Consider the following 21059-nt stretch of genomic DNA (forward strand, 5'->3'; position numbering starts at 1 on the left):
CACGCGCCTTTTTTTGTGTTCGGGTTTCCGCCCGCACATTCCGCTTCGCAGCCATCCGGTTGCCAGCGATGACTTTTTACCGCGCGTCGGCACCGGCGCCCGCAGGCCAAGTTCCAGACACCATGATTGAAATTACGCTACCCGACGGCAGCAAGAAGCCCTTCGACCATCCCGTGACCGTGCAGGACGTGGCCGCCTCCATTGGCGCCGGCCTGGCCAAGGCCACCCTGGCCGGCAAGGTCGATGGCAAGCTGGTCGATGCCGACCACAGCATCGAGCACGATGCCAGCCTGGAAATCGTCACCGAGAAGAGCCCCGAGGCGCTGGAGATCCTGCGTCACTCGACCGCGCATCTGCTGGCCCAGGCCGTGCAGCGCCTGTTTCCGGGCGCGCAGGTCACCATCGGTCCGGTGATCGACAACGGCTTCTACTACGATTTTGCCTACGAGCGTCCCTTCACGCCGGATGATCTTGAGAAGATCGAAGCGGAGATGAAGAAGATCGTCGAGGAAAACCTGCCGGTGCGTCGCACCGTCAAGAGCCGCGACGATGCCGTGAGCTTTTTCCGTGGCATGGGTGAGGCATACAAGGCCGAAATCATCGAGTCCATTCCCGCCAACGAGGAGCTGTCGCTGTACAGCCAGGGCGAGTTCACCGATCTGTGCCGCGGCCCGCACGTGCCGTCCACCGGCAAGCTGCGCGCGTTCAAGCTGATGAAGGTGGCCGGCGCCTACTGGCGTGGCGATTCCAACAACCAGATGCTCACGCGCATCTACGGCACCGCCTGGCTCAACGACAAGCAGCTCAAGGCCTACCTGACGCAGCTGGAAGAAGCCGAGAAGCGCGACCATCGCAAGATCGGCAAGGCGCTGGACCTGTTCCATCAGCAGGAAGAAGGTCCGGGCATGGTGTTCTGGCACCCCAAGGGCTGGGCGCTGTGGCAGCAGGTGGAGCAGTACATGCGCCGTGTGTACCGCCAGTCTGGCTACCAGGAAGTGCGCTGCCCGCAGGTGCTGGATGTGTCGCTGTGGAAGAAGTCCGGCCACTGGGACAACTACCAGGAAAACATGTTCTTCACCGAATCGGAGAAGCACACCTACGCGCTCAAGCCGATGAATTGCCCCGGCCACGTGCAGATCTTCAAGTCCGGTCTGCACAGCTATCGCGATCTGCCGATCCGCTACGGCGAGTTCGGCGGCTGCCACCGCAACGAGCCCTCCGGCGCGCTGCACGGCCTGATGCGCGTGCGTGCCTTCACCCAGGACGACGGCCACGTGTTCTGCACCCCGGCGCAGATCGAATCGGAAGTGACCGCTTTCCACACCCAGGCCATGAAGGTCTATTCGGACTTCGGTTTCGAGCACATCGAGATGAAGATCGCGCTGCGCCCGGAAAAGCGCATCGGTTCCGATGATGTCTGGGACAAGGCCGAAGCCGCGCTGCGCGGCGCGCTGTCGGCGGCGGGTGTCCAATGGCAGGAGCTACCCGGCGAGGGCGCTTTCTACGGCCCCAAGATCGAATACCACATGCGCGATTCCATCGGCCGCGGCTGGCAGGTGGGCACCATGCAGGTGGATTTCATGATGCCCGAGCGCCTGGGCGCCGAGTACGTGGACGAGCACAGCGCGCGCCAGCACCCGGTGATGCTGCATCGTGCCATTGTCGGTTCCATGGAGCGTTTCATCGGCATTTTGATCGAGCACCACGCCGGCCATTTCCCGGCCTGGCTGGCGCCAGTTCAGGCGGTAGTGCTCAATATTACCGATGCGCAGTCCGACTACGCCGCTGACGTAGCGCAAGCCCTTGTTGGCAAAGGCTTCCGCGTAGAGGCCGATTTGCGCAACGAGAAGGTCGGCTATAAAATCCGCGAGCATACGATGAACCGGGTTCCGTACCTGCTCGTGGTCGGCGACCGCGAAAAGGAATCGGGTGTCGTGTCCGTGCGAGCCCGTTCGGGTGAAGACCTTGGCAGCCTGTCGCTGTCGGACTTCGCCGCACGACTGGAGACCGAAGCGCGCCACTAATCCGGCGCCAACGCCATCGGTCATTTGAAGAAAAACATGCTGGGAGGACGAGGGTATCGCCACCACTGACAACAAAGGCAATCGCCGCAATTACGAGATTCGTGTTCCGCGCGTACGCGTGATCGACGCCGAGGGCGAACAGGTCGGCATCCTGTCGCGCGATGAGGCACTGAACATGGCTCAGGAGTCTGGGCTCGACCTGGTCGAGATCCAGCCCAACGGCGATCCGCCTGTCTGCCGCATCATGGACTATGGCAAGTACAAGTTCGAGCTGCAGAAAAAGGCCAACGCGGCCAAGAAGAAATCCAAGCAGATCGAAATCAAGGAAGTCAAATTCCGTCCCACCACCGATGTGGGTGATTATTCGATCAAGCTGCGCAATCTCATGCGCTTCCTGGAAGAGGGCGACAAGGTCAAGGTGACCATCCGCTTCCGTGGTCGCGAGATGTCGCATCAGGAACTGGGCCGCAATCTGGCCAAGCGCGTGCAGGAAGACGTCGGCGAGCTCGGCGTGGTCGAGCAGTTCCCGCGCCTGGAAGGCCGCCAGATGGTGATGATGATCGCCCCGCCCAAGAAGAAGGTGTAAGCCTCCTTCTTGAGCGAGCCATCGCTTTTGCGGGGGCTCCGACGCCTGGCGTCGGAGCCCTTTGCGTGTCGGTCTTTTCGCGTGCCGTACGGGCGGCGCGCGGGTGAGGCGGCTGCATATTCCTTTTGCAGCGCAGCACTTGTATAATCCCCGGTTCGACCCGCTGGGATGGGTCGCTACAAGCCGATTCGGGCAGGACGGAAAGCGCCAGCAATGGCCGCCTGGGTCAGTCGAAAAACATTGCATCAGGGAGCATCAACATGCCCAAGATCAAAACCAACCGGGCCGCGGCCAAGCGGTTCCGCAAGACGGCCTCCGGCAAGTTCAAGGCCGGCCATGCCTTCAAGTCGCACATCCTGACCAAGAAGTCGACCAAGCGTAAGCGCGGTCTGCGCGCCACCAACCATGTCTGTGCCGCTGACGCCAAGTCCGTGGCCCGCATGCTGCCGTACGTCTGATCAGGAGTAACGAACCATGGCACGAGTCAAGCGTGGCGTTACCGCCCGTCGTCGTCACAAGAAAGTCATCGGTCGCGCTAAGGGCTATTACAACGCCCGTAACAGCGTTTTCCGCGTAGCCAACCAGGCCGTCATCAAGGCCGGTCAGTACGCCTACATCGGCCGCAAGCAGAAGAAGCGCCAGTTCCGCGCCCTGTGGATCCAGCGTATCAATGCGGCGGCCCGTCAGTTCGGTCTGTCCTACAGCCGCCTGATCAACGGCCTGAACAAGGCCGGCATCACGGTGGACCGCAAGGTTCTGGCCGACATCGCCGTGCACGACATTGCCGCCTTTGGCGCCCTGGCCGAGAAAGCCAAGGCCAGCCTGGCTGCTTGAATCGTCGTGGCGCCCTTGAGGGGCGTCTCGCGGTGAGTTGAAGACAAGCAAGCGGGGAGAAGGCCCTACGCCTTCTCCCCGTTTTGCGTTTCTGGCGCCGGCATTTTTCACTGCCGCCGGCAAACGAGGCGACGATGGACGCATTGGGGAATATCGACAACACGCTGGGCGAGATCGCCGCCGCTTCCTCGCTGGAAGCGCTGGACGCCCTGCGTGTGAGTCTTCTGGGCAAGAGCGGCGCCGTGACGGCTGCGCTCAAATCGCTGGGCAAGCTCGATCCGGATGAGCGCAAGGCGCGTGGCGCCGAGGTCAACCAGGTCAAGCAGCGCCTGCAGCAGGCCATCAATGCCCGGCGCGAGGCGCTGGAGCAGGCCGCGCTGGATCAGCGCCTGGCTTCCGAGAAGGTGGATGTCACGCTGCCCGGGCGCCACGCCGAGCGCGGTGGCCTGCATCCGGTCACTCGTGCGCTCGAACGCATGGCCGAGATTTTTGCCCGGCTGGGCTACGAGCGTGCCGACGGTCCGGAAATCGAGGACGACTGGCACAACTTCGAGGCGCTGAATTTCCCGCCGCATCATCCGGCGCGCGCCATGCACGACACCTTCTATTTTGGTGACGGCCGCCTGTTGCGCACACATACCTCGCCGGTGCAGATTCGCTCCATGCATGGCCGTCAGCCGCCGATCCGCATCATTGCGCCGGGCAAGGTCTACCGCAGCGATTCGGATCAGACCCACTCGCCGATGTTCCATCAGATCGAGGGGCTGCTGGTGGATGAAACCTCCAGTTTTGCCGACTTGAAGGGCACGCTGGCCACTTTCGTGCGCGCCTTCTTCGAGCGCGATTTCGAGATGCGCTTCCGTCCCAGCTACTTCCCCTTCACCGAGCCGTCGGCCGAGGTGGATATCCGCTGGGAAACGGCCGATGGTTCCGAGCGCTGGCTGGAGGTGCTGGGCTGCGGCATGGTGCATCCCAATGTGCTGTCCAACTGCGGCATCGACCCGGAGCGCTACACCGGCTTTGCCTTTGGTTTGGGCGTGGAGCGCTTTGCCATGTTGCGCTACGGCGTCAGCGATCTGCGCGCCTTCTTCGAGAACGACCTGCGTTTCCTAAAGCAGTTTGCGTGAGGGGCGGGAAGGGGACGTTGGAAAGGTCATGCCAAGCGCGCCCGCATTGCGTGGCGAAGCCCGCCTTCCCATCCCATCTCCTCGTGCCGCCTTCAACTACCTTCTTAATCTCGATTCCCGGCTCTTGCCATGAAATTTTCTGAAAACTGGTTGCGCGAACTGGTCGATGTGCCCGCTGACCGCGACACCCTGGTGCACCGGCTCACCATGGCTGGCCTCGAAGTGGAAGAGGTCGTGGCCATGGACGACCCGCTCACCGGTGTGGTGGTGGCGCGTATTGTCAGCACCGAACCCCATCCGGATGCCGATCGCCTGAAGGTGTGTCGCGTCGATGCCGGCGGCGACGAGACGATACAAATCGTTTGCGGCGCGCCCAACGCACGCGAAGGCCTGGTAGCGCCTTTGGCTACCGTCGGCGCGGTGCTGCCCGGTGGCATGAAGATCAAGCCGGCCAAGCTGCGCGGCGTGGAATCGTTTGGCATGCTGTGCTCGGCCAAGGAACTGGGTGTCGATGCCGATGCCTCGGGCCTGATGGAGCTGCCGGCCGATGCGCCGCTGGGTACGGCTCTGGCCGACTATCTGGGCCTTCCGGACGCGGCGATCGAACTCTCGCTCACGCCCAATCGCCCGGATTGTCTCGGACTGGTGGGCCTGGCACACGATGTCGCCGCCTTGTTCGACAGCACCGTGCAGCCGCCACCGATTGGTGAGGCCAGCATCAGCATCGATACCGTGCGCGGCGTACAGCTGGCCGCCGGTGCCGACTGCCCGCGTTATCTGGGTCGCGTAGTCGAGGGCATCGACCCGAGCGCAGCAACGCCGCTATGGATGGCCGAGCGCCTGCGCCGCGCCGGGCTGCGTCCGCACAGCGCCGTGGTCGATATCACCAATTACGTGATGCTGGAGCTGGGCCAGCCGCTGCATGCCTTCGACAACGCCAAGCTGGGCGGCGATATCGTGGTGCGGCCGGCCGCATCCGGCGAAACCCTGCAGCTGCTCGATGGCGACAACGCCAAGCTCGATGCCTCGTTCATGGTCATTGCCGACAGCGCGCGGGCGTTGGCCGTGGCCGGCGTGATGGGCGGCGAAGATTCCAAGGTCACCAATGACACGCGCGATGTATTCCTTGAGTCGGCGCATTTCGCCCCGGCCGCCATCATGGGCCGCGCGCGCAAGCTGGGCCTGCATACCGATGCCTCGCATCGCTTTGAGCGCGGCGTCGATCCGGCGCTGCCGGCGCGTGCGCTGGAGCGTGCCACCGAGCTGCTGCTGTCGATTGCCGGCGGCAAGGCCGGCCCGGTTACCGTGGCCGAGCGCGAAGCCGATCTGCCGCTGCCGCAACCGGTGCGCCTGCGCCGCAGCCGCTTGAAGCGCGTGCTGGGTATCGAGGTGGCCGACGCCGATGTCGCGCGCATGCTCACTGCGCTGGGCATGCACGTGGACGCCACCGATGAAGGCTGGCAGGTTACCGCGCCGACCAGCCGTTTCGATATTTCGCGTGAGGAAGACCTGGTCGAGGAAGTGGCACGCATCCACGGCTACGATCGCATCCCCACGCACGCGCCGGGCGGCCAGCTGGATCTGCGACCGCAACCGGAAGCCCGTATCGGCCGCAATGCTTTGCGCGCGCAGGCCGTCTCGCGCGATTACTACGAGGCCGTGTGCATGGCCTTCGTCAACGCCGACACGCTGCACACCTGGGGGCTGTCCGACGCTACCGTGGCGCTGGCCAATCCGCTATCGGCGGACCTGGCGGTGATGCGTCCGTCGCTGTTGCCGGGGCTGGTCGATGCACTGGCGCACAATCGTGCCCGCCAGCAGCCGCGCGTGCGCCTGTTCGAGCTGGGGCGCACCTTCCATGCCGCGGCCAAAGCTGGCGCCGCGCCGAAGGAAGTCGAGCGCCTGGCCATGGTCGCCTGTGGTTCGGCCGCCGACGAACAGTGGGGCGAAGCCTCGCGCGCCGTTGATTTCCACGACATCAAGGGCGACGTCATGTCGCTGCTGGCGATGGCTGCGCCGCCCGAAGACTGGAGTTTCAGTGCCGATGACCTGCCCCAATGGCTGCACCCCGGCCGTAGCGCCTGCGTGATGCGCAACGGCGAGGCGGCCGGCTATGTCGGCGCGCTGCACCCGCGTCTGGCCGACGCGCTGGACCTGGGACAGGACGTCTATGTGGCCGAGCTGGATGTCGCATCCATCAGCGTCGGCACGTTGCCGCGCGCGCAGGTGGTGGGGCGATTCCCGTCGGTGCGGCGCGATATTGCACTGGAAATGGATCAGGCTGTCAGCTACGCCGCCGTGGCCGATTGCATCCAGGCAACGTTGGGCAAGCGTCTCAAGGCTTTGCGTCTGTTCGATTTGTATGCGGGCAAGGGTTTGGGCGAAGGTCGAAAGAGTCTCGCTATAGGCTTGATTTTGCAGGACGAATCACGCACTCTAACGGACGAAGACGCGGACCTGTGTGTGGCTGAGGCCATCGCCGCACTGGGTCGCGATGGATTGGCAAGACTGCGAGGATAAGATGGCTCTGACCAAGGCGGAAATGGCCGAGCGGCTTTTCCTCGATGTGGGTCTCAACAAGCGTGAAGCGAAGGAATTCGTGGATGCCTTCTTTGAGGCCGTACGTGAAGCACTGGAAAAAGGCGAGCAGGTGAAGCTGTCGGGTTTTGGCAACTTCGATCTGCGTCACAAGAACCAGCGACCCGGACGCAACCCCAAGACTGGCGAAGAGATTCCCATCTCTGCCCGTCGTGTGGTCACGTTCCGTCCGGGCCAGAAACTCAAAGTGAGAGTGGAAGGCTATGCTGGACCAAGGCAATAACGCCGAACTTCCGGCGATTCCGGCCAAGCGCTACTTCACCATTGGTGAAGTCAGCGAACTGTGCCTGGTCAAGCCGCACGTGCTGCGCTACTGGGAGCAGGAATTTCCCTCGCTCAACCCGGTAAAGCGTCGCGGCAACCGGCGTTACTACCAGCGCCACGACGTGCTGATGATTCGCCAGATCCGCTCGCTGCTGTACGAGCAGGGCTTCACCATCACCGGTGCCCGCGGTCGACTGGAAGGCGAAACCGGGCGCATGGAATCGAGCATGTCCCACCAGATCGTGCGCCAGGTGCGCATGGAGCTGGAAGAAGTGCTCGGCATACTGCGCCACTGACGGTCGGGCAGCTTTGGCCGCTCGCCAAGAAGGTGCAAAAAAGCCCGTTCAACGGCTTCCGCAGCAGGCGCCTGGCCTGCTACAATCGCTGTTCTGCAAGTTCTACAAGTCGGGGCGTAGCGCAGCCTGGTAGCGCACTACAATGGGGTTGTAGGGGTCGGGAGTTCGAATCTCCCCGCCCCGACCACTAGATCTTTGCAAGAAAGAAGCGCCGATAGGCGCTTTTTTTTTTGCGCGCTGCACAATTATGGATGAGCCGCCTTGGATCGGCTGAGCCATTAAGTCATTCTGAGAAATTCATCACATCGCGACAATGTATATGTCTATAGGTTGATGTCGCGAAGCGCGTTTTGGCTCTTATGTTTCAACGCGTGGTAGCACTGTAGGATGCATAAATATCCATTGTCTTTTGCGTCAAGGAGATCGCATCATGGAAATGAATAGCGCTGACGAAGGCTCGCAGGTTCGCCCTTTTGGTCGATTGATGGCAACTGAGGTGGCCCCTTACGATTCGAGCTGTGAAAGTGGCAAGGCATTCATGTCACGTATTTCTGGCGGAAGCCCCCTGGATATTCCAGATATGGGCGGCATTGAATATTCAGAGCAGTATTGATTTTTTAAACAGAGGCTGTTGATGCTTTCTGTTTCTTTATGAGGGTCGCGCTGGGAAAGTGCGGCCCTTTTATTTGAGCTTCCGGGGGACCCATGACTCAGCCGGTCATTTTTTTTTCCGAAAAATTTGATCCTCACGCCTCAGCCTTGGAGTGGGTGCTACGGAAAAGCGATGTTCCAACTATCGTCTCGGCAGATATTATGAATATATACCCGCGGCTAAGTATTGAAGTCGATAGCTCGCATCAGCTGCTCCGGGCAGGGAAAAAGCATACGAAGGAGCTTGACGCGCGCTCCATATGGTTTCGTCGTCCCCAGAGACCTAATTTGGTCAACGGATATGAGCCAGATCGAGAGTTCATGGAAAAACAATGGTCAATTTTTCAAAAAAACATTTTTGATCTGTCGTGCAAAATTTCACCGGCACTTTGGGTCAACCGTCCTTCATCAGCAGCGAAAGCGGAAAGCAAGCTTGTTCAGCTACATGCTGCGAGGGAATTGGCTATCCCCTTCCCGGAAACCCTTGTTTCTAACCACTCAGAGGACGTGGCATCCATGATCAAGAGCTATGGGCGCGTGGTCCACAAGGTCTTTCACCCTCATACTTGGCAGACCAAGAAAGGTGATAAGTGTCGCTCGGCTAGCGTCTCAATACTAGACGAGCATTCGGATCTCCCGGATGCCTCGATTGCAATGTGTCCGGGGATATTTCAGCGGTACATTGTTAAATCAAAAGATATACGTGTGACGGTGATTGGGAAAAGAATGTTCGCAGTGGCTATAAGCCGTGCCGTGGGTGATCCTCATGTAGATCCGAGGGAGCACATGAATGATTCTGATGTGATCATGGATCTCATAGACCTCCCTCTGGTATGGGAAAATCGAATAAAATGCCTAATGAATAGGCTGGGTCTTATATTTGGCTGTGTGGATCTGGTTGTTGATCGATCTGGGAGAATTTACTTTTTGGAAGTTAACCAGGCGGGTCAATTTCTTTTTATAGAAGATAGGTTAAAGCGTGTTCCTTTGTTGCGCTCCATGGCCGCGCTGCTTATTTCTGGCAGGGTAGATTATGAGCTGGATGTCTGTCGTAACTTGAGTTTATCTGACTATGATAGCTCTGGTGAGTATCAAGCAGCGTCAAATTATAATTTTAGTAAGTTGCCAAATGTAAGCTATGAGTAGGGAGGTCGTTGACTGTGAGAGCTTTCTGACACTGTATGTCGCTTAGGCGGTGCTCCGAACATGCGCGTGTATTCGCGGCTGAATTGCGAGGCGCTCTCGTAGCCCACCTGGTTGGCGGCGGTCTCGGCATTGGTCTGGCCCGAGAGCATCAGCTCCCGTGCTTGAAGCAGCCGTAGCTGTTTCTGGTATTGCAGCGGGGTCATCGACGTGAGCGCCTTGAACTGGCGGTGGAAAGCCGAGGCGCTGAGCTTGGCCACGGCGGCGAGCTCCTCGATGCGCACCGGTTGGTCGTAGCGTTCGCGCAGCACGTGAATGGCGCGGACGATGCGTTGCGCGTGGCTGTTGCCCAGCACTACGTTCGCAAAGTCGCCGCCATGCGGGCCGGTGAGCAGCCAGTAGCAGATCTCGCGCATGATCAGCGGCTGCACTACCGGTGCGGCCTGCGGTGTGTCCAGCAGCGCGACCAGGCGTCGGGCGCAATCGGCCAGGGCGCCGTCAAAATGGCTGACGAACACGCCGTGGCGCGTGTTTCCCGTGGTGGTGGGAGGGCTTTCCAGTTGCTCCAGCACCTCGCGCATCAGGTTCATATCCAGACCGATGGCCAGGGCCAGGTAGGGCTCTTCCGGGCTGGCTTTCACCACGCTGCCCACGGAAGGCATTTCCACGCTGACCAGGAGCGCATCGCCCGGCCCGTAATGGTGGCGACGACCACCGAACATGCTCCACTTGGCACCCTGCAGTACCAGGCACAACGCCGGCTTCATCAGCAGGTGCGAGGGCGGTTGGGCGTGCTCGGTGTGCATCACCACCAGACCCGGTACGTCGGTGAAGTAGGGGCTGGGTGTGGTTTGCGCGGCGACGTAGCGTCGGGTCAGGGCGAGCAGGGTATCGGCCATGGGCAAGATCCATCGGGCGTATCGGCATGGTACGGCGATTTGTGTGCCGCGAGTCGGAGCCAGGCAGGATCAGGCAAGAACGCGCGCGGTTCGGGCATTCAGATGGCGGCGGGGCACGCTTAGGCTGGTGATTCCCGAGACGCCAGCTGGAGATTCCCATGAGCACGAACATGAAAGAAACCCCGAAAATTGCCATTGTCACCGGCGGCAGCCGTGGCCTGGGTCGCAACACCGTGCTGAGCCTGGCACGTGATGGTGTGGCGAGCATCTTCACCTATCACAGTAACCGTGCCGAAGCCGAGGCCGTGGTAAAGCTGGCCGAGGAAGCCGGTGCCCGTGCACTGCCGTTGGCGCTGGATGTAAGCCAATCGGACAGCTTTGATGGTTTTGTTGCCCAGGTGCGCGAGGCGCTGACCACGCTGGGTGCCGAACGGTTTGACTACCTGGTGAACAACGCCGGCACCTCGCACCACGCGCCGATTATCGAGGTGACCGAGGACGACCTGGATCATCTGTACCGGGTGCATTTCAAGGGAGTGTTCTTCCTCACCCAGAAGCTACTCCCGCTGATGAACGACGGCGGGCGCATTGTGAACGTGTCGTCGGGCCTGGCGCGATTCTCGTTCCCGGGCAGCGCGGCCTATGCCTCCATGAAGGGCGCGGTGGAAGTGCTGACGCGCTATCTGGCGCGCGAATTGGGCGAGCGGGGCATTACCGCCAATACCGTGGCGCCAGGTGCCATCGAAACGGATTTCAGTGGCGGCATGGTGCGCGACAATCCTGATTTGAACCGCCAGATCGCGCAGGCCACCGCCTTGGGCCGCGCCGGCGTGCCGGACGATATCGGGCCGATGATCGTCGCGCTGCTCAGTGACGCCAATCGCTGGGTCAACGGCCAGCGCATCGAAGCCTCAGGTGGCATGCTGCTTTGATGTGACGTTGTATGCGCGGGCGCGACTTGGCCGCCAGCGCCTGCACCGTTTCCCCTGCGAGCTGCTACCGAAGCAAGGCAGGAAAGGCGCGGCCACGTGTTTACCCCCTCCCAGCCTCCCCCTGCGGGCAGGGGGAGGAGTGTGGTGCGATGGGGGGTATGGGCGTTATCGATTGATGATCGCCGCACGGCTCACTGACGCTGGTTAAAGGTCAGCGCATTGAAGCCTCGGGCGACATGCTGCTTTGATGTGACGTTGTATGCACAGGCGCGACTTGGCCGCTAGCTCCTTGCACCGTTTCCTCTGCGAGCTGCTACGGAGGCAAGGCAGGACAAGCGCGGCCAGGTGTTTACCCCCTCCCAGCCTCCCCCTGCTGGCAGGGGGAGGCTGGGAGGGGGGCCTGGGTTCACTACTTGGCTTGCTTGCGTCGAGCGTCAGGCCCAGGGCGAGTGTTGGCTCCCCATTTCTATACGTATCAGCCGAATCACGCGCTTGAATAGACGTTGGTTGTCCTTGGTTTCAGGCACACACCGGGCCTTAGGCTAAGGTAGGTTGCGCAACGCCACGGGCGCATGACCCTGCTTGGAATCGGGCCGTATCTGACATCGGCCACGCCAGCGTAACTGCCCCTCCCCCTGCTGGCAGGGGGAGGTTGGGAGGGGGTGAGCTGCACAGTGATGTTTCATATCACCGAAGCTGGCGTGCCTACGCCTGACTTTGGGTACTGCGCAGCCAGCGGTCGAGCTGGGCGCCGAAGGCCTGGCGTTCGCGCGGGCCGAAGCTGGAGGGGCCGCCGGTGTCGACGCCAGAGCCGCGCAGCTCGTCCATGAAGTTGCGCATGCTCAGATGCGCGGCGATGTTGCCGGCATCGTAAAGCTGGCCCCGCGGGTTGAGTGCCTGCGCGCCGTTCTCGATCACCTTGGCCGCCAGCGGAATGTCCGCGGTGATCACCAGATCGCCGGCCACGGCGCGCTCGGCGATGGCATCGTCGGCCGCGTCAAAGCCACTGGCCACCTGCATGGCGGTGACGTGCTTGAGTGCGGGCACGCGTATGGGGCGGTTGGCCACCAGGGTGACGCACACACCGGTACGTTCGGCGGCCCGGAACAGCATGTCTTTCACCGGATTGGGGCAGGCATCGCCATCCACCCAGATGCGCGGCGCGGCAGTTGATTCGCTCATGGCCGGCAGTGTAGTGCAGGCGTGCTAGGGTGTGGGGGTCAACGCATGGACTCGGGGGAGATTCATGAGCAACAACCATAGCCTGGATTTGATGGGCACCTACGTGCGTCTGCGCAGCGATCTGAGCAGCGAGGCGTTACCGGTGGGCGACGATTTCTGGACGCGCCTGGGCCAGGGCGAGCTGGGCAGTTTCCATCACGAATACCTGCTGTCCTGTCAGCATTACACACAAAGCTGGACGCACTGGGAAATGCATCCGGCGGGTGACGAAATTGTGTGCCTGCTGTCCGGACGCGTGGAACTGGTGCTGGCTCAAGAAGACGGTGAGCGGTCGCACACGCTGGATCAGGCGGGAAGCTTCGTGGTGGTCCCTCGCGGCACCTGGCATACCGCGCGTCTGCAGGGGCCGGCGCAGATGCTGTTCATCACGCCCGGCGAGGGTACCCAGCACCGACCGGTGGCGCTGTCGGCTTAGGCGCCCCGGCTGAGTGTCGCCGAGGCCGAGGCAGGATCGTCAGCGTCCTCGCTGGCCTGGAATAGGCGTACCACGTACATGGCCGCGTCCGCCTGTGAGGCCGGCACCAGCACGCGTACACCACGCGTGGCATAGAACAGCAGCGAGTTGGTGTGCGCCAGGTGGGCATCGGCGATCACCGCGTCGATATCGGCCGCATGCAGGCGCTGCTGCACGGCGCGCGCGTCGGCGGGCGTGAAGCGACGCAGCAGCGGCACCAGCTCGTCCATCGGGTCGTCGTCCACATCGCCGTCCAGCAGGTCCTCGTCGCATAGTCCGTCATCGACCAGGCCGCGACGGCAGGCTTCGCGCCGCACCCACTGGTGGGCGTGTTCATCGAGTTGGCCGGCACGCAGCTGTTCCAGTAGCGCCTGATCGGACAACTGGGCAACGTTCGGCGTAGTGGTGTCTTGCGCCATCGGCAACCTCCTGGGACGGGCCTCACGGCTCGCAGCATACGCCGATGCCGAAAACGGGAAAGTTGCAGTGCAGCGAAGTCTTCAGCGAGTAATCGGGAGGCCGCGTAATTCGATGGTTTCCGGACCGATACGCAGCACTGAACCGTGGTCGTACCAGTCACCCAGCACGATGCGCTGGGCCGCTTGGCCATCCAGCGTGAAGTCGTGCATGCCCGGGCGGTGCGTGTGGCCGTGGATCAGGCGAGTGACGCCGGCCTGGCGCATGGCCTGGCATACGGCATCGCGGTTGACGTCCATGATCGATTCCATCGACGCCATGCTGGCGCCGGTGTGCTCGCGGCTTTCGGCACGCGATTTGGCGGCGAAGGCGCGACGTGCCTCCAGCGGCATGGACAGCACCTGCTTTTTCCAGGCCTCGGTGCGCACTTCGGCGCGTACCTTCTGGTAGACCTCATCGTCGGTGCACAGCGTGTCACCGTGCATAAGCAGCGTGCGCGTGCCACCGACCTCATGCACGGTGCCGTCTTCCAGCAGCTGCATGCCGGCGCGCCGGGCGAAGTCCTGGCCCAGCAGGAAGTCGCGGTTGCCGTGCATGAAGTACACCGGTACGCCGCTGTCGGCCAGGCCGCGAGTGGCGGCGGCAATGCGTTGCGGCAGCTCGGCATCGTCGTCATCACCAATCCACGCTTCGACCAGATCGCCCAGTATGTAGAGCGCCTCGGCCGCGCGGACGTCGTCGCTGGCCATGAACTGCTCGAACAGGACGGTGATGTGCGGACGCTCGTCGTCCAGGTGCAGATCGGAAATGAAAAGCGTGGTCATGCGGCGGCTGTCTTGGTTTCCGTGGTGGGGATCAGGATTTCTTCGATGACTTGGCCGAGGCCGGTTTTTTGGGCTTGGCCGCCGAGGTCGAGCTGGCACTGGCAGCATCGTTGCTCTGCTCGCCGACCACGCTGGCGTTTTCGATCACCGGCAGCGGTTGCGGCACGTCACCGGCGAATGGACCTTGAGCATGCGTGGGCAGGCCGGCGATCTTGTCGACCACATTCATGCCGGAAATCACCTTGCCGAACACCGTGTAACCCCAGGTCAGACCACTCTGGTTGCTGACGTAATCCAGGCGCCGGTTGTCGACCAGGTTGATGAAAAACTGCGAGGTGCCCGAGTCCGGATCGGCGCCGCGCGCCACGGCCACCGTACCACGCAGGTTGGAAAGGCCGTTGTCGGCTTCGGCGGGCACCGGCGGTCGCGTGCGCTTGGCCTGCAGGTTGCGTGTGTACAGCCCGCCCTGCAGCAGGTAGCCGGGAATCGAGCGATGGAACACCGTGCCGTCGTAGAAGCCATCCCGCACGTATTGCAGGAAGTTGGCCACGCTCTTGGGTGATTTGTCCGGGTAAAGCTCGATGACGATATCGCCCTGGCTGGTGTGCAGCTTTACTTCCGGATGCACGACCGGGCCGGCTTCGGCGCTACTGGAGGCGCTGGCGGGTGCCTGCTTGGTCGCCGTGCCCGACTGGGCCATCACGGCAAAGGGGGCGAGCAGCGACAGGGCGAAGACGGCAATCTTGTTGAGCATGGGGTGCGGGCGGGCAGAGCGTGTGAGGTTTGATGATACGCAAGCACGGGCCATGCTGCGCGGAAAAAGATCAGACAAGGCACAGCTCCAGATGGCTACCGACGTCGGCCAGCAGGGCCTGCTCCTGTTTAAGATCGGCCTCGGTAAGCGGGTGTTGACCGATCCATTCGGTCGGCAGGCTCAGGCGCAGTGCGCCATCGCGCACGGCCAGGCCAATGGCCGGCAGCGGCTCCGGACGACGTCCACGGCGCAGCAGCACGGCCAGGCGCAGCAGGGTAGTGATGTGGCGCGCCAGCTCGCGATGGCGCGGCGGCAGCGCGGCGATTACATCGCGATCGGGCTTGCGCCGGTGACATTCCACGCAGGCGGCCAACAGATGCTGCTCCTGGCGTGAGAATCCGGCCAGATCCGCGTTGCGCAGAATGTAGCCACCGTGATGGTGATGCTGGCTGTGTGCGATGGCCAGACCCAGCTCGTGCACACGCGCGGCCCATGACAGCCATTCGCGTGCCTCGGCATCCAGCTGCCAGGCGTTGGCCACCTGGTCGAACAGCATCAGCGCGGTGGCCTCGACGCGGCGTGCCTGCGCCTTGTCCACACCGTAGCGCGTGGCCAGCGAGTCGATGCTGGAGGCGCGCGGGTCGGTGCCGCCGGCCCGGCCCAACAGATCCCACAGCAGGCCTTCGCGCATGGCGCTTTCACACACCTGCATGCGCTCGATGCCCAATGCCTCGAAGGCCGCTTCCAGAATGGCGATGCCGCCGGCGATCACCGGGCTGCGATCGCCGTTCACGCCGGGCAGGTTGATGCGATCGACGTGACCGGCTTCCAGTACGCGTTCGCGAAGCCCGGCCAGTGCCTCCGCGGTGATGCCGTCGTCGGACAGGCGCAACTCGGTCACCGCGTTGCCGATGGCCTTGGCGGTACCGGACGAGCCGTAGGCCTCCAGCCAACCGGTATCACGAAAATCCTCGGTGAACTGTTGCAGCAGCACGCCGATTTCGTGGCGCGCACGCTGCCAGCGCTTGCGGGTGATCTTGCCGCCCCGGAAAAAGCGCAGCGAGGAAGCCACGCAGCCCACCTGCACGCTTTCGGTCAGTTGCGGCTCCAGGTGGCGGCCGATGATGAACTCGGTGCTGCCGCCGCCGATGTCCATCACCAGGCGGCGCTCGCGCGACAGCGGCAGCGCGTGCGACACGCCCAGGAATATCAGTCGGCCTTCCTCGCGGCCGGAGACCACTTCCACTGGATGCCCTAGCGCACCCTCGGCGTCGGCCAGAAAGCGGCCGGGTGATTTCAGCTGACGTACCGCGTTGGTGGCCACGGCGCGAACATGCGTGGCGGGGATGTCGGCCATGCGCTGACCAAAGCGCGCCAGGCAGGCCATGGCGCGTTCGCGGCGCTCGGCATCCAGGGTGCCGTCGCTGTGCAGGCCGGCGGCCAGGCGCACGCTGTCGCGCACGCGATCGATAACCCGCGGCTCGCCGTGCTCGCAGCGCGCCACCACCAGATGAAAGCTGTTCGAACCCAGATCCGCCGCCGCCATCAATTCACCGTCCTTGATCTGCGTCGGGCTCATTGGGCTCACGGCTTTCCTCCAGGTGGGGCGGCAGGCGGGCATCGCGCGTGGGGCGGCGCGACGGATGTGCGTTCAGATTGTGGCATGCGCGGGCCGTGCGCGGTAAGCGCCCGGCCCTTGTGCGATTCAGAATGCGCTGCCGCCTAGCTGCACAGACGTTCGAGCAGGCTCAGCTGTGCCGAGAACGGCGCGTCGGCGTCGGTCGGCACCCGGCTGTAGCGGCCGTCGTCACCCAGCGTCCAGGCCTGCGTGTTGTCGGCCAGATACCCGGCCAGCGTTTCCTCGTAGACACGTTCGGCCAGTTGCGGATCGAGTACCGGAAAGGCCACTTCCACGCGCCGCAGCAGGTTGCGCTCCATCCAGTCGGCGCTGGCGCACCACAGCTCCGCCGAGCCGTCGTTGGCGAACCAGTACACGCGGCTGTGCTCCAGAAAACGCCCGACGATGGAGCGCACGCGGATGTTCTCGGAAATGCCGGCAAGCCCCGGCCGCAGCGTACAGGCGCCACGCACGATCAGGTCGATCTGCACGCCGGCCTGCGAGGCGCGGTACAGGGTTTCGACCACATGGCCCTCGTTGAGCGCGTTCATGCGCGCGACGATGCGTGCCGGCCTGCCCGCACGGGCGTGTGCGATTTCGCGCTCGATCTTGTCCATCACCGCGCGGTGCAGGGTGAACGGCGACTGCAGCAGGCGCTTCAACTTGACCACCTGGCCCAGACCGGAGAGCTGCTGGAAGACCTTGTGCATGTCCTCGCCGATGTCCGGGTGCGCCGTCATCAGGCCCAGGTCGGTGTAAAGCTTGGTGGTGCCGGTGTGATAGTTGCCGGTGGACAGGTGAGCATAGCGGCGCAGGCGGCCATCCTCGCGGCGCACGATCAGCAGCATCTTGGCATGCGTCTTGTGCCCGACCACGCCGTACACCACCTGCACGCCCGCTTCCTGCAGGCGTGTGGCCAGCAGGATGTTGGCTGCCTCGTCAAAACGCGCGCGCAGCTCCACCACCACGGTGACGTCCTTGCCGTTGCGCGCCGCCGCCAGCAATTGCTCGACCAGCGGCGAATCGCTGCCGACGCGGTACAGCGTCTGCTTGATGGCCAGCACGTCAGGATCGTGCGCGGCCTGACGCAGCAGCTCGATCACGGTCTGGAACGACTCGTACGGATGGTGCAGCAGAATGTCGCGATGGCTGATGGCATCGAACAGGTTGCCATACTGGGCCAGCGCAGGTGCCAGGCGCGGGGTGAACTTGGGGAACTTGAGATCGGCGCGGTCGACCATGTCGTAGATGGCCATCACGCGGTTGATGTTGACCGGGCCGTCGCAGCGGTACACATCGTGCTCGCCGAGGCCGAAATTGGCCGTCAGCAGATCGGTGATCGGCTTGGGACAGTTGTCGGCCACTTCCAGGCGCACCGGCTTGGCGTAGCCACGCACGGCCAGCTCCTCGGACAATGCCATGGCCAGGTTCTCGACCTCATCCTCGTCCACTACCAGCTCGGAATTGCGCGTCACGCGGAACTGGTAGGAGCCCTTCACCTCGAAGCCGGGGAACATCTCGTCGGCAAACTGATGCAGCATGCCGGACAGGAACACGAAGTCATACGGCGACTCGGCCACCTCGTCCGGCAGGCGGATCAGGCGCGGCAACGAGCGCGGTGCGCGCACCAGCGCCATGTTGCCCTCGCGGCCGAACGCATCCTGGCCTTCCAGCACCACGGCCAGGTTCAGGCTCTTGTTGAGAATGCGCGGAAACGGATGGGCCGGATCCAGGCCCAGCGGCGACAGCACCGGCAGGATCTCGTTCTGGAAGTAGCCCTGCAGCCAGCGTTGCTGCTTGGAGCTCCACTGATCGCGGGTGAGAAAGCGGATGCCCTCCTGATCCAGCGCCGGCAGCAGTTCCTGGTACCAGATGCGGTACTGCTCGGAGACCAGCTCCAGCGAGCGCTCGCGAATGCGCGAGAGCATCTCGGCGTAGCTCAGGCCGTCCGGACCGTTGGCCACATCGCCAAAGGCGTAATGGTGGCGCAGCACCGCCACCCGCACCTCGAAGAATTCATCCAGGTTGGTATTGGCGATGCACAGGAAGCGCAGGCGTTCGAGCAGCGGTATCGAGCTGTCGCGCGCCTGGGCCAGCACGCGGAAGTTGAATTCCAGCGCGGCCAGTTCGCGGTTCAGGTACAGCTCCGGCGCGCTCAGGTCGATCGCCGGTTCCGTGGCGGAGGTGTCGTTGGGGGCGATGTTCGGTTCCATGACCATCAATGATAGTGCCGGCGCATGACAGGCACACGCACTGCGTTGCCGTTCCGTCAGTCCAGCCCGTCCTCGTCGTCGTCACCGAGCGGGCGGCTGCCCGGTTCCAGCAGGCGTTCGGCATCGAACACACAGGCGAAGGTGGAGCCCTTGCCCGGCTCGCTTTGCACCGTCATGTGCGCCTGGTGCAGGTTCAGCACGTGCTTGACGATGGACAGGCCCAGGCCGGTACCGCCGGTTTCGCGCGAGCGGCTGGAAGAGACGCGGTAGAAGCGCTCGGTCAGGCGCGCCAGGTGCGAGGCCGGAATCCCGTAGCCGGTATCGGTGACCGAATAGGTGGCGCCTTCGTCGCTGCGCTGCCAGCGGATGGTGATGGTGCCGCCGGTGGGCGTGTAGCGCACCGCGTTGCTGACCAGGTTCGACAACGCGCTGTGTAGCTCCTTGGACGAACCGCGCAAATCGACGTGTGCGTCGTTTTCCATCACCACGGTGTGGCGGCCCTGGCTGAGCGCCTCGGCCTCCTTGCGCAGGGTGGCCATCAGCGCATCCATGGAGACGTGCTCATCGGGCAGCTGCTGCTGGGTTTCCAGGCGTGAGAGCGTGAGCAGGTCCTCGACGATCTGGCCCATGCGCTTGGATTGGGCGCGCATTTCCTTGAGCACGTCGGACAGCTCCGGAATATCCTCCGGATCGAGCAGCTCCAGGTAACCGTGAATCACCGTCAGTGGCGTGCGCAACTCGTGCGAGACATTGGCCACGAAGTCGCGGCGCACTTTTTCCAGTCGCGCCAGGTTGCTGATGTCGCGCGCCTGCAGTAGGCGCTGCTGGCCGCCGAAGGGAATCATCATGACGTTGAGCTGGCGCGTCGGGTCGCCTGGTGCGGCCAGTTCGTTGAGCGGCTCACGTGCGCCGTCGGCCAGCCATTGGCCCAGCTCGCTGCCGGACAGGCGCTCGGACAGCACCACGCCGCGGTCCTTGCGTCGGCGCAGGCCCAGCAGGTGCTCGGAAGCGTGATTGAACCAGTGCACGCGCCCGTCGCGGTCCAGCAGGACCACGGCATCGGGGAGCGAGCCGGCGGCGCTGCGCAGGTCACGCAGCTGATTGGCAAGGCGGCGGGAGCGTGTCATGTAGCGTTCGTGTTGCTGGCGTGTGGCGTGATTCACGGCTTCGATCATGGTGCGCTGCTGATGACGGAATAACGACACAAGCAAGACGATTTGCGCGCAGGCGACCACGGCCACGATCCAGGGTCCGCGCCCCAGCCACACATCCAGCAGGCAGGCGGCAAGAAATGCCGCCAGCAGGGCGGGGTAGAGGTAGCGGGGAACGCGAAACAAAGAGTCCATGAAGCGGAGTCTTTCACGTTCGTGGCGCCGATTGAAGCTGGCCGGTGGGTCGGTTGGCGGCATGCCCTCAGACGCTGGCGGAGAAGCGGTAGCCGGCCCCGCGCACGGTTTGCACCATGCCTTCCAGGTTCCACGGCTCCAGTGTCTTGCGCAGGCGTCGGATATGCACATCCACAGTGCGCTCTTCCACGTACACGCTGCCGCCCCAGACATGGTCGAGCAGCTGCGCACGCGAGTAGACGCGCTCGGGATGGGTCATGAAGAAATACAGCAGGCGGTATTCGGTGGGACCGATCGGCACGGCTTCCTCGCCGGCGAACACGCGATGCGCGGGGCCATCGATCTTCAGGCCGCCGATCTCGACCACGCCGGAGCCGTCATCGCCCTGGCTGCGCCGCAGCACGGCCTTGACGCGGGCGATCAGCTCGCGCGTGGAGAACGGCTTGACCACGTAGTCGTCCACGCCCGCTTCCAGGCCGTTGACGCGGTCCATCTCTTCGCCGCGCGCGGTCAGCATGATGATCGGCACTTCGCTGGTCAGCTCCTCGCGACGCAGGCGACGGGCCAATTCCAGGCCGCTGGTGCCGGGCAGCATCCAGTCGAGCAGGATGAGGTCCGGCACGGTATCGGCGATGGCCAGCTGCGCGGCGCGTGCGTCGGCTGCATGCATGGGGTCCATGCCGGCCTTGCGCAGGGCAAAGGCCACCATGTCGCGGATCGAGTCTTCGTCTTCGACGATCAGGATGCGTTTGTGCACGCCCCACCTGCCTCGGTTGGTTGCTTGTGACGCAATTATTGCAGCGGGACAGTGTTACGCAACCGTGACAACTGTGCGTC

At 63.3% G+C, this 21059-nt stretch carries 21 protein-coding genes and 1 tRNA gene; 13 read left to right on the plus strand and 9 right to left on the minus strand.

Features of this window, described 5'->3' with window-relative positions:
* The first annotated feature begins 122 nt into the window (after positions 1-122).
* The 11 genes from thrS (at position 123) to HBF24_RS14065 (ending at position 9526) form a co-directional block, all read left to right on the plus strand.
* Positions 123-2024, plus strand: coding sequence for a threonine--tRNA ligase (gene thrS, locus HBF24_RS14015; protein WP_167174032.1), 1902 nt, complete (start codon positions 123-125; stop codon positions 2022-2024).
* 55 nt (positions 2025-2079) lie between these two features.
* Positions 2080-2610, plus strand: a complete 531-nt coding sequence (infC, locus tag HBF24_RS14020; RefSeq protein WP_167174185.1) for a translation initiation factor IF-3 — start codon at positions 2080-2082, stop codon at positions 2608-2610.
* Positions 2611-2870: 260 nt separating this feature from the next.
* Positions 2871-3068 (plus strand): 50S ribosomal protein L35, encoded by a 198-nt coding sequence (gene rpmI / locus HBF24_RS14025; protein WP_167174035.1) that lies wholly within the window; start codon positions 2871-2873, stop codon positions 3066-3068.
* Positions 3069-3084: 16 nt separating this feature from the next.
* On the plus strand, positions 3085-3444 hold the full coding sequence (rplT, locus tag HBF24_RS14030; protein WP_167174038.1) for a 50S ribosomal protein L20: 360 nt from the start codon (positions 3085-3087) through the stop codon (positions 3442-3444).
* 134 nt (positions 3445-3578) lie between these two features.
* Positions 3579-4571, plus strand: a complete 993-nt coding sequence (gene pheS, locus HBF24_RS14035) for a phenylalanine--tRNA ligase subunit alpha (RefSeq protein ID WP_167174040.1) — start codon at positions 3579-3581, stop codon at positions 4569-4571.
* Between the two features lie 129 nt (positions 4572-4700).
* Complete coding sequence (gene pheT, locus HBF24_RS14040; protein WP_167174043.1) at positions 4701-7091, plus strand: phenylalanine--tRNA ligase subunit beta; 2391 nt, start codon at positions 4701-4703, stop codon at positions 7089-7091.
* Position 7092: 1 nt separating this feature from the next.
* Positions 7093-7392, plus strand: coding sequence for an integration host factor subunit alpha (gene ihfA, locus HBF24_RS14045; protein WP_167174046.1), 300 nt, complete (start codon positions 7093-7095; stop codon positions 7390-7392).
* The gene (locus HBF24_RS14050) at positions 7373-7729 is read left to right on the plus strand and encodes a MerR family transcriptional regulator (protein ID WP_167174049.1); all 357 of its coding nucleotides are present in this window, start codon (positions 7373-7375) and stop codon (positions 7727-7729) included. The genes ihfA and HBF24_RS14050 overlap by 20 nt, the downstream gene beginning before the upstream one ends.
* Positions 7730-7839: 110 nt before the next feature.
* Positions 7840-7916, plus strand: a tRNA-Pro gene (locus HBF24_RS14055).
* Positions 7917-8159: 243 nt separating this feature from the next.
* Positions 8160-8342 carry a hypothetical protein gene (locus tag HBF24_RS14060; RefSeq protein ID WP_167174051.1) on the plus strand — a complete coding sequence of 61 codons (183 nt, stop codon included), beginning with the start codon at positions 8160-8162 and terminating at the stop codon, positions 8340-8342.
* A gap of 92 nt (positions 8343-8434) precedes the next feature.
* Positions 8435-9526 carry a hypothetical protein gene (locus tag HBF24_RS14065; protein ID WP_167174053.1) on the plus strand — a complete coding sequence of 364 codons (1092 nt, stop codon included), beginning with the start codon at positions 8435-8437 and terminating at the stop codon, positions 9524-9526.
* Here HBF24_RS14065 and HBF24_RS14070 read toward each other — a convergent pair.
* The gene (locus tag HBF24_RS14070; protein ID WP_167174056.1) at positions 9517-10422 is read right to left on the minus strand and encodes an AraC family transcriptional regulator; all 906 of its coding nucleotides are present in this window, start codon (positions 10420-10422) and stop codon (positions 9517-9519) included. The genes HBF24_RS14065 and HBF24_RS14070 overlap by 10 nt on opposite strands.
* Positions 10423-10580: 158 nt before the next feature.
* Here HBF24_RS14070 and HBF24_RS14075 point away from each other — a divergent pair, with 158 nt between their 5' ends.
* On the plus strand, positions 10581-11354 hold the full coding sequence (locus HBF24_RS14075; RefSeq protein ID WP_167174059.1) for an SDR family oxidoreductase: 774 nt from the start codon (positions 10581-10583) through the stop codon (positions 11352-11354).
* Positions 11355-12059: 705 nt separating this feature from the next.
* On the opposite strand, the gene HBF24_RS14080 is transcribed toward HBF24_RS14075, so the two are convergent.
* Positions 12060-12536 (minus strand): YaiI/YqxD family protein, encoded by a 477-nt coding sequence (locus HBF24_RS14080; protein WP_167174062.1) that lies wholly within the window; start codon positions 12534-12536, stop codon positions 12060-12062.
* A gap of 64 nt (positions 12537-12600) precedes the next feature.
* On the opposite strand from HBF24_RS14080, the gene HBF24_RS14085 reads away from it, so the two are divergent.
* Positions 12601-13011: a cupin domain-containing protein gene (locus HBF24_RS14085; protein WP_167174064.1), complete on the plus strand. Its 411-nt coding sequence runs from the start codon at positions 12601-12603 to the stop codon at positions 13009-13011.
* On the opposite strand, the gene HBF24_RS14090 is transcribed toward HBF24_RS14085, so the two are convergent.
* The 7 genes from HBF24_RS14090 to phoB form a co-directional block, all read right to left on the minus strand.
* Complete coding sequence (locus HBF24_RS14090; RefSeq protein WP_167174067.1) at positions 13008-13469, minus strand: DUF2007 domain-containing protein; 462 nt, start codon at positions 13467-13469, stop codon at positions 13008-13010. The two genes, HBF24_RS14085 and HBF24_RS14090, sit on opposite strands and share 4 nt — an antisense overlap.
* 81 nt (positions 13470-13550) lie before the next feature.
* Positions 13551-14291, minus strand: coding sequence for a UDP-2,3-diacylglucosamine diphosphatase (locus HBF24_RS14095; protein WP_167174070.1), 741 nt, complete (start codon positions 14289-14291; stop codon positions 13551-13553).
* 31 nt (positions 14292-14322) lie between these two features.
* On the minus strand, positions 14323-15045 hold the full coding sequence (locus HBF24_RS14100; protein ID WP_167174072.1) for a peptidylprolyl isomerase: 723 nt from the start codon (positions 15043-15045) through the stop codon (positions 14323-14325).
* Positions 15046-15115: 70 nt separating this feature from the next.
* On the minus strand, positions 15116-16633 hold the full coding sequence (locus tag HBF24_RS14105; protein WP_167174075.1) for a Ppx/GppA phosphatase family protein: 1518 nt from the start codon (positions 16631-16633) through the stop codon (positions 15116-15118).
* Positions 16634-16767: 134 nt separating this feature from the next.
* Positions 16768-18876 carry a polyphosphate kinase 1 gene (gene ppk1, locus HBF24_RS14110; RefSeq protein WP_240922579.1) on the minus strand — a complete coding sequence of 703 codons (2109 nt, stop codon included), beginning with the start codon at positions 18874-18876 and terminating at the stop codon, positions 16768-16770.
* A 56-nt stretch (positions 18877-18932) separates the two neighbouring features.
* Positions 18933-20222 carry a phosphate regulon sensor histidine kinase PhoR gene (phoR, locus tag HBF24_RS14115; protein WP_167174081.1) on the minus strand — a complete coding sequence of 430 codons (1290 nt, stop codon included), beginning with the start codon at positions 20220-20222 and terminating at the stop codon, positions 18933-18935.
* A gap of 67 nt (positions 20223-20289) precedes the next feature.
* The gene (phoB, locus tag HBF24_RS14120) at positions 20290-20979 is read right to left on the minus strand and encodes a phosphate regulon transcriptional regulator PhoB (RefSeq protein WP_167174084.1); all 690 of its coding nucleotides are present in this window, start codon (positions 20977-20979) and stop codon (positions 20290-20292) included.
* Positions 20980-21059 lie beyond the last annotated feature (80 nt).

It is taken from the genome of Oleiagrimonas sp. C23AA (assembly GCF_011759385.1).
In the GTDB taxonomy this organism is placed as follows: Bacteria; Pseudomonadota; Gammaproteobacteria; order Xanthomonadales; family Rhodanobacteraceae; genus Oleiagrimonas.

Coding starts and splice junctions, on each gene's coding strand:
- HBF24_RS14100 (WP_167174072.1), bottom strand. CDS start 15,045: ATGCTCAACAAGATTGCCGTCTTCGCCCTGTCGCTGCTCGCCCCCTTT.
- HBF24_RS14065 (WP_167174053.1), top strand. CDS start 8,435: ATGACTCAGCCGGTCATTTTTTTTTCCGAAAAATTTGATCCTCACGCC.
- rpmI (WP_167174035.1), top strand. CDS start 2,871: ATGCCCAAGATCAAAACCAACCGGGCCGCGGCCAAGCGGTTCCGCAAG.
- ihfA (WP_167174046.1), top strand. CDS start 7,093: ATGGCTCTGACCAAGGCGGAAATGGCCGAGCGGCTTTTCCTCGATGTG.
- HBF24_RS14095 (WP_167174070.1), bottom strand. CDS start 14,291: ATGACCACGCTTTTCATTTCCGATCTGCACCTGGACGACGAGCGTCCG.
- HBF24_RS14075 (WP_167174059.1), top strand. CDS start 10,581: ATGAGCACGAACATGAAAGAAACCCCGAAAATTGCCATTGTCACCGGC.
- HBF24_RS14070 (WP_167174056.1), bottom strand. CDS start 10,422: ATGGCCGATACCCTGCTCGCCCTGACCCGACGCTACGTCGCCGCGCAA.
- HBF24_RS14060 (WP_167174051.1), top strand. CDS start 8,160: ATGGAAATGAATAGCGCTGACGAAGGCTCGCAGGTTCGCCCTTTTGGT.
- HBF24_RS14085 (WP_167174064.1), top strand. CDS start 12,601: ATGAGCAACAACCATAGCCTGGATTTGATGGGCACCTACGTGCGTCTG.
- thrS (WP_167174032.1), top strand. CDS start 123: ATGATTGAAATTACGCTACCCGACGGCAGCAAGAAGCCCTTCGACCAT.
- HBF24_RS14080 (WP_167174062.1), bottom strand. CDS start 12,536: ATGAGCGAATCAACTGCCGCGCCGCGCATCTGGGTGGATGGCGATGCC.
- rplT (WP_167174038.1), top strand. CDS start 3,085: ATGGCACGAGTCAAGCGTGGCGTTACCGCCCGTCGTCGTCACAAGAAA.
- HBF24_RS14090 (WP_167174067.1), bottom strand. CDS start 13,469: ATGGCGCAAGACACCACTACGCCGAACGTTGCCCAGTTGTCCGATCAG.
- pheT (WP_167174043.1), top strand. CDS start 4,701: ATGAAATTTTCTGAAAACTGGTTGCGCGAACTGGTCGATGTGCCCGCT.
- HBF24_RS14050 (WP_167174049.1), top strand. CDS start 7,373: ATGCTGGACCAAGGCAATAACGCCGAACTTCCGGCGATTCCGGCCAAG.
- pheS (WP_167174040.1), top strand. CDS start 3,579: ATGGACGCATTGGGGAATATCGACAACACGCTGGGCGAGATCGCCGCC.
- phoR (WP_167174081.1), bottom strand. CDS start 20,222: ATGGACTCTTTGTTTCGCGTTCCCCGCTACCTCTACCCCGCCCTGCTG.
- ppk1 (WP_240922579.1), bottom strand. CDS start 18,876: ATGGAACCGAACATCGCCCCCAACGACACCTCCGCCACGGAACCGGCG.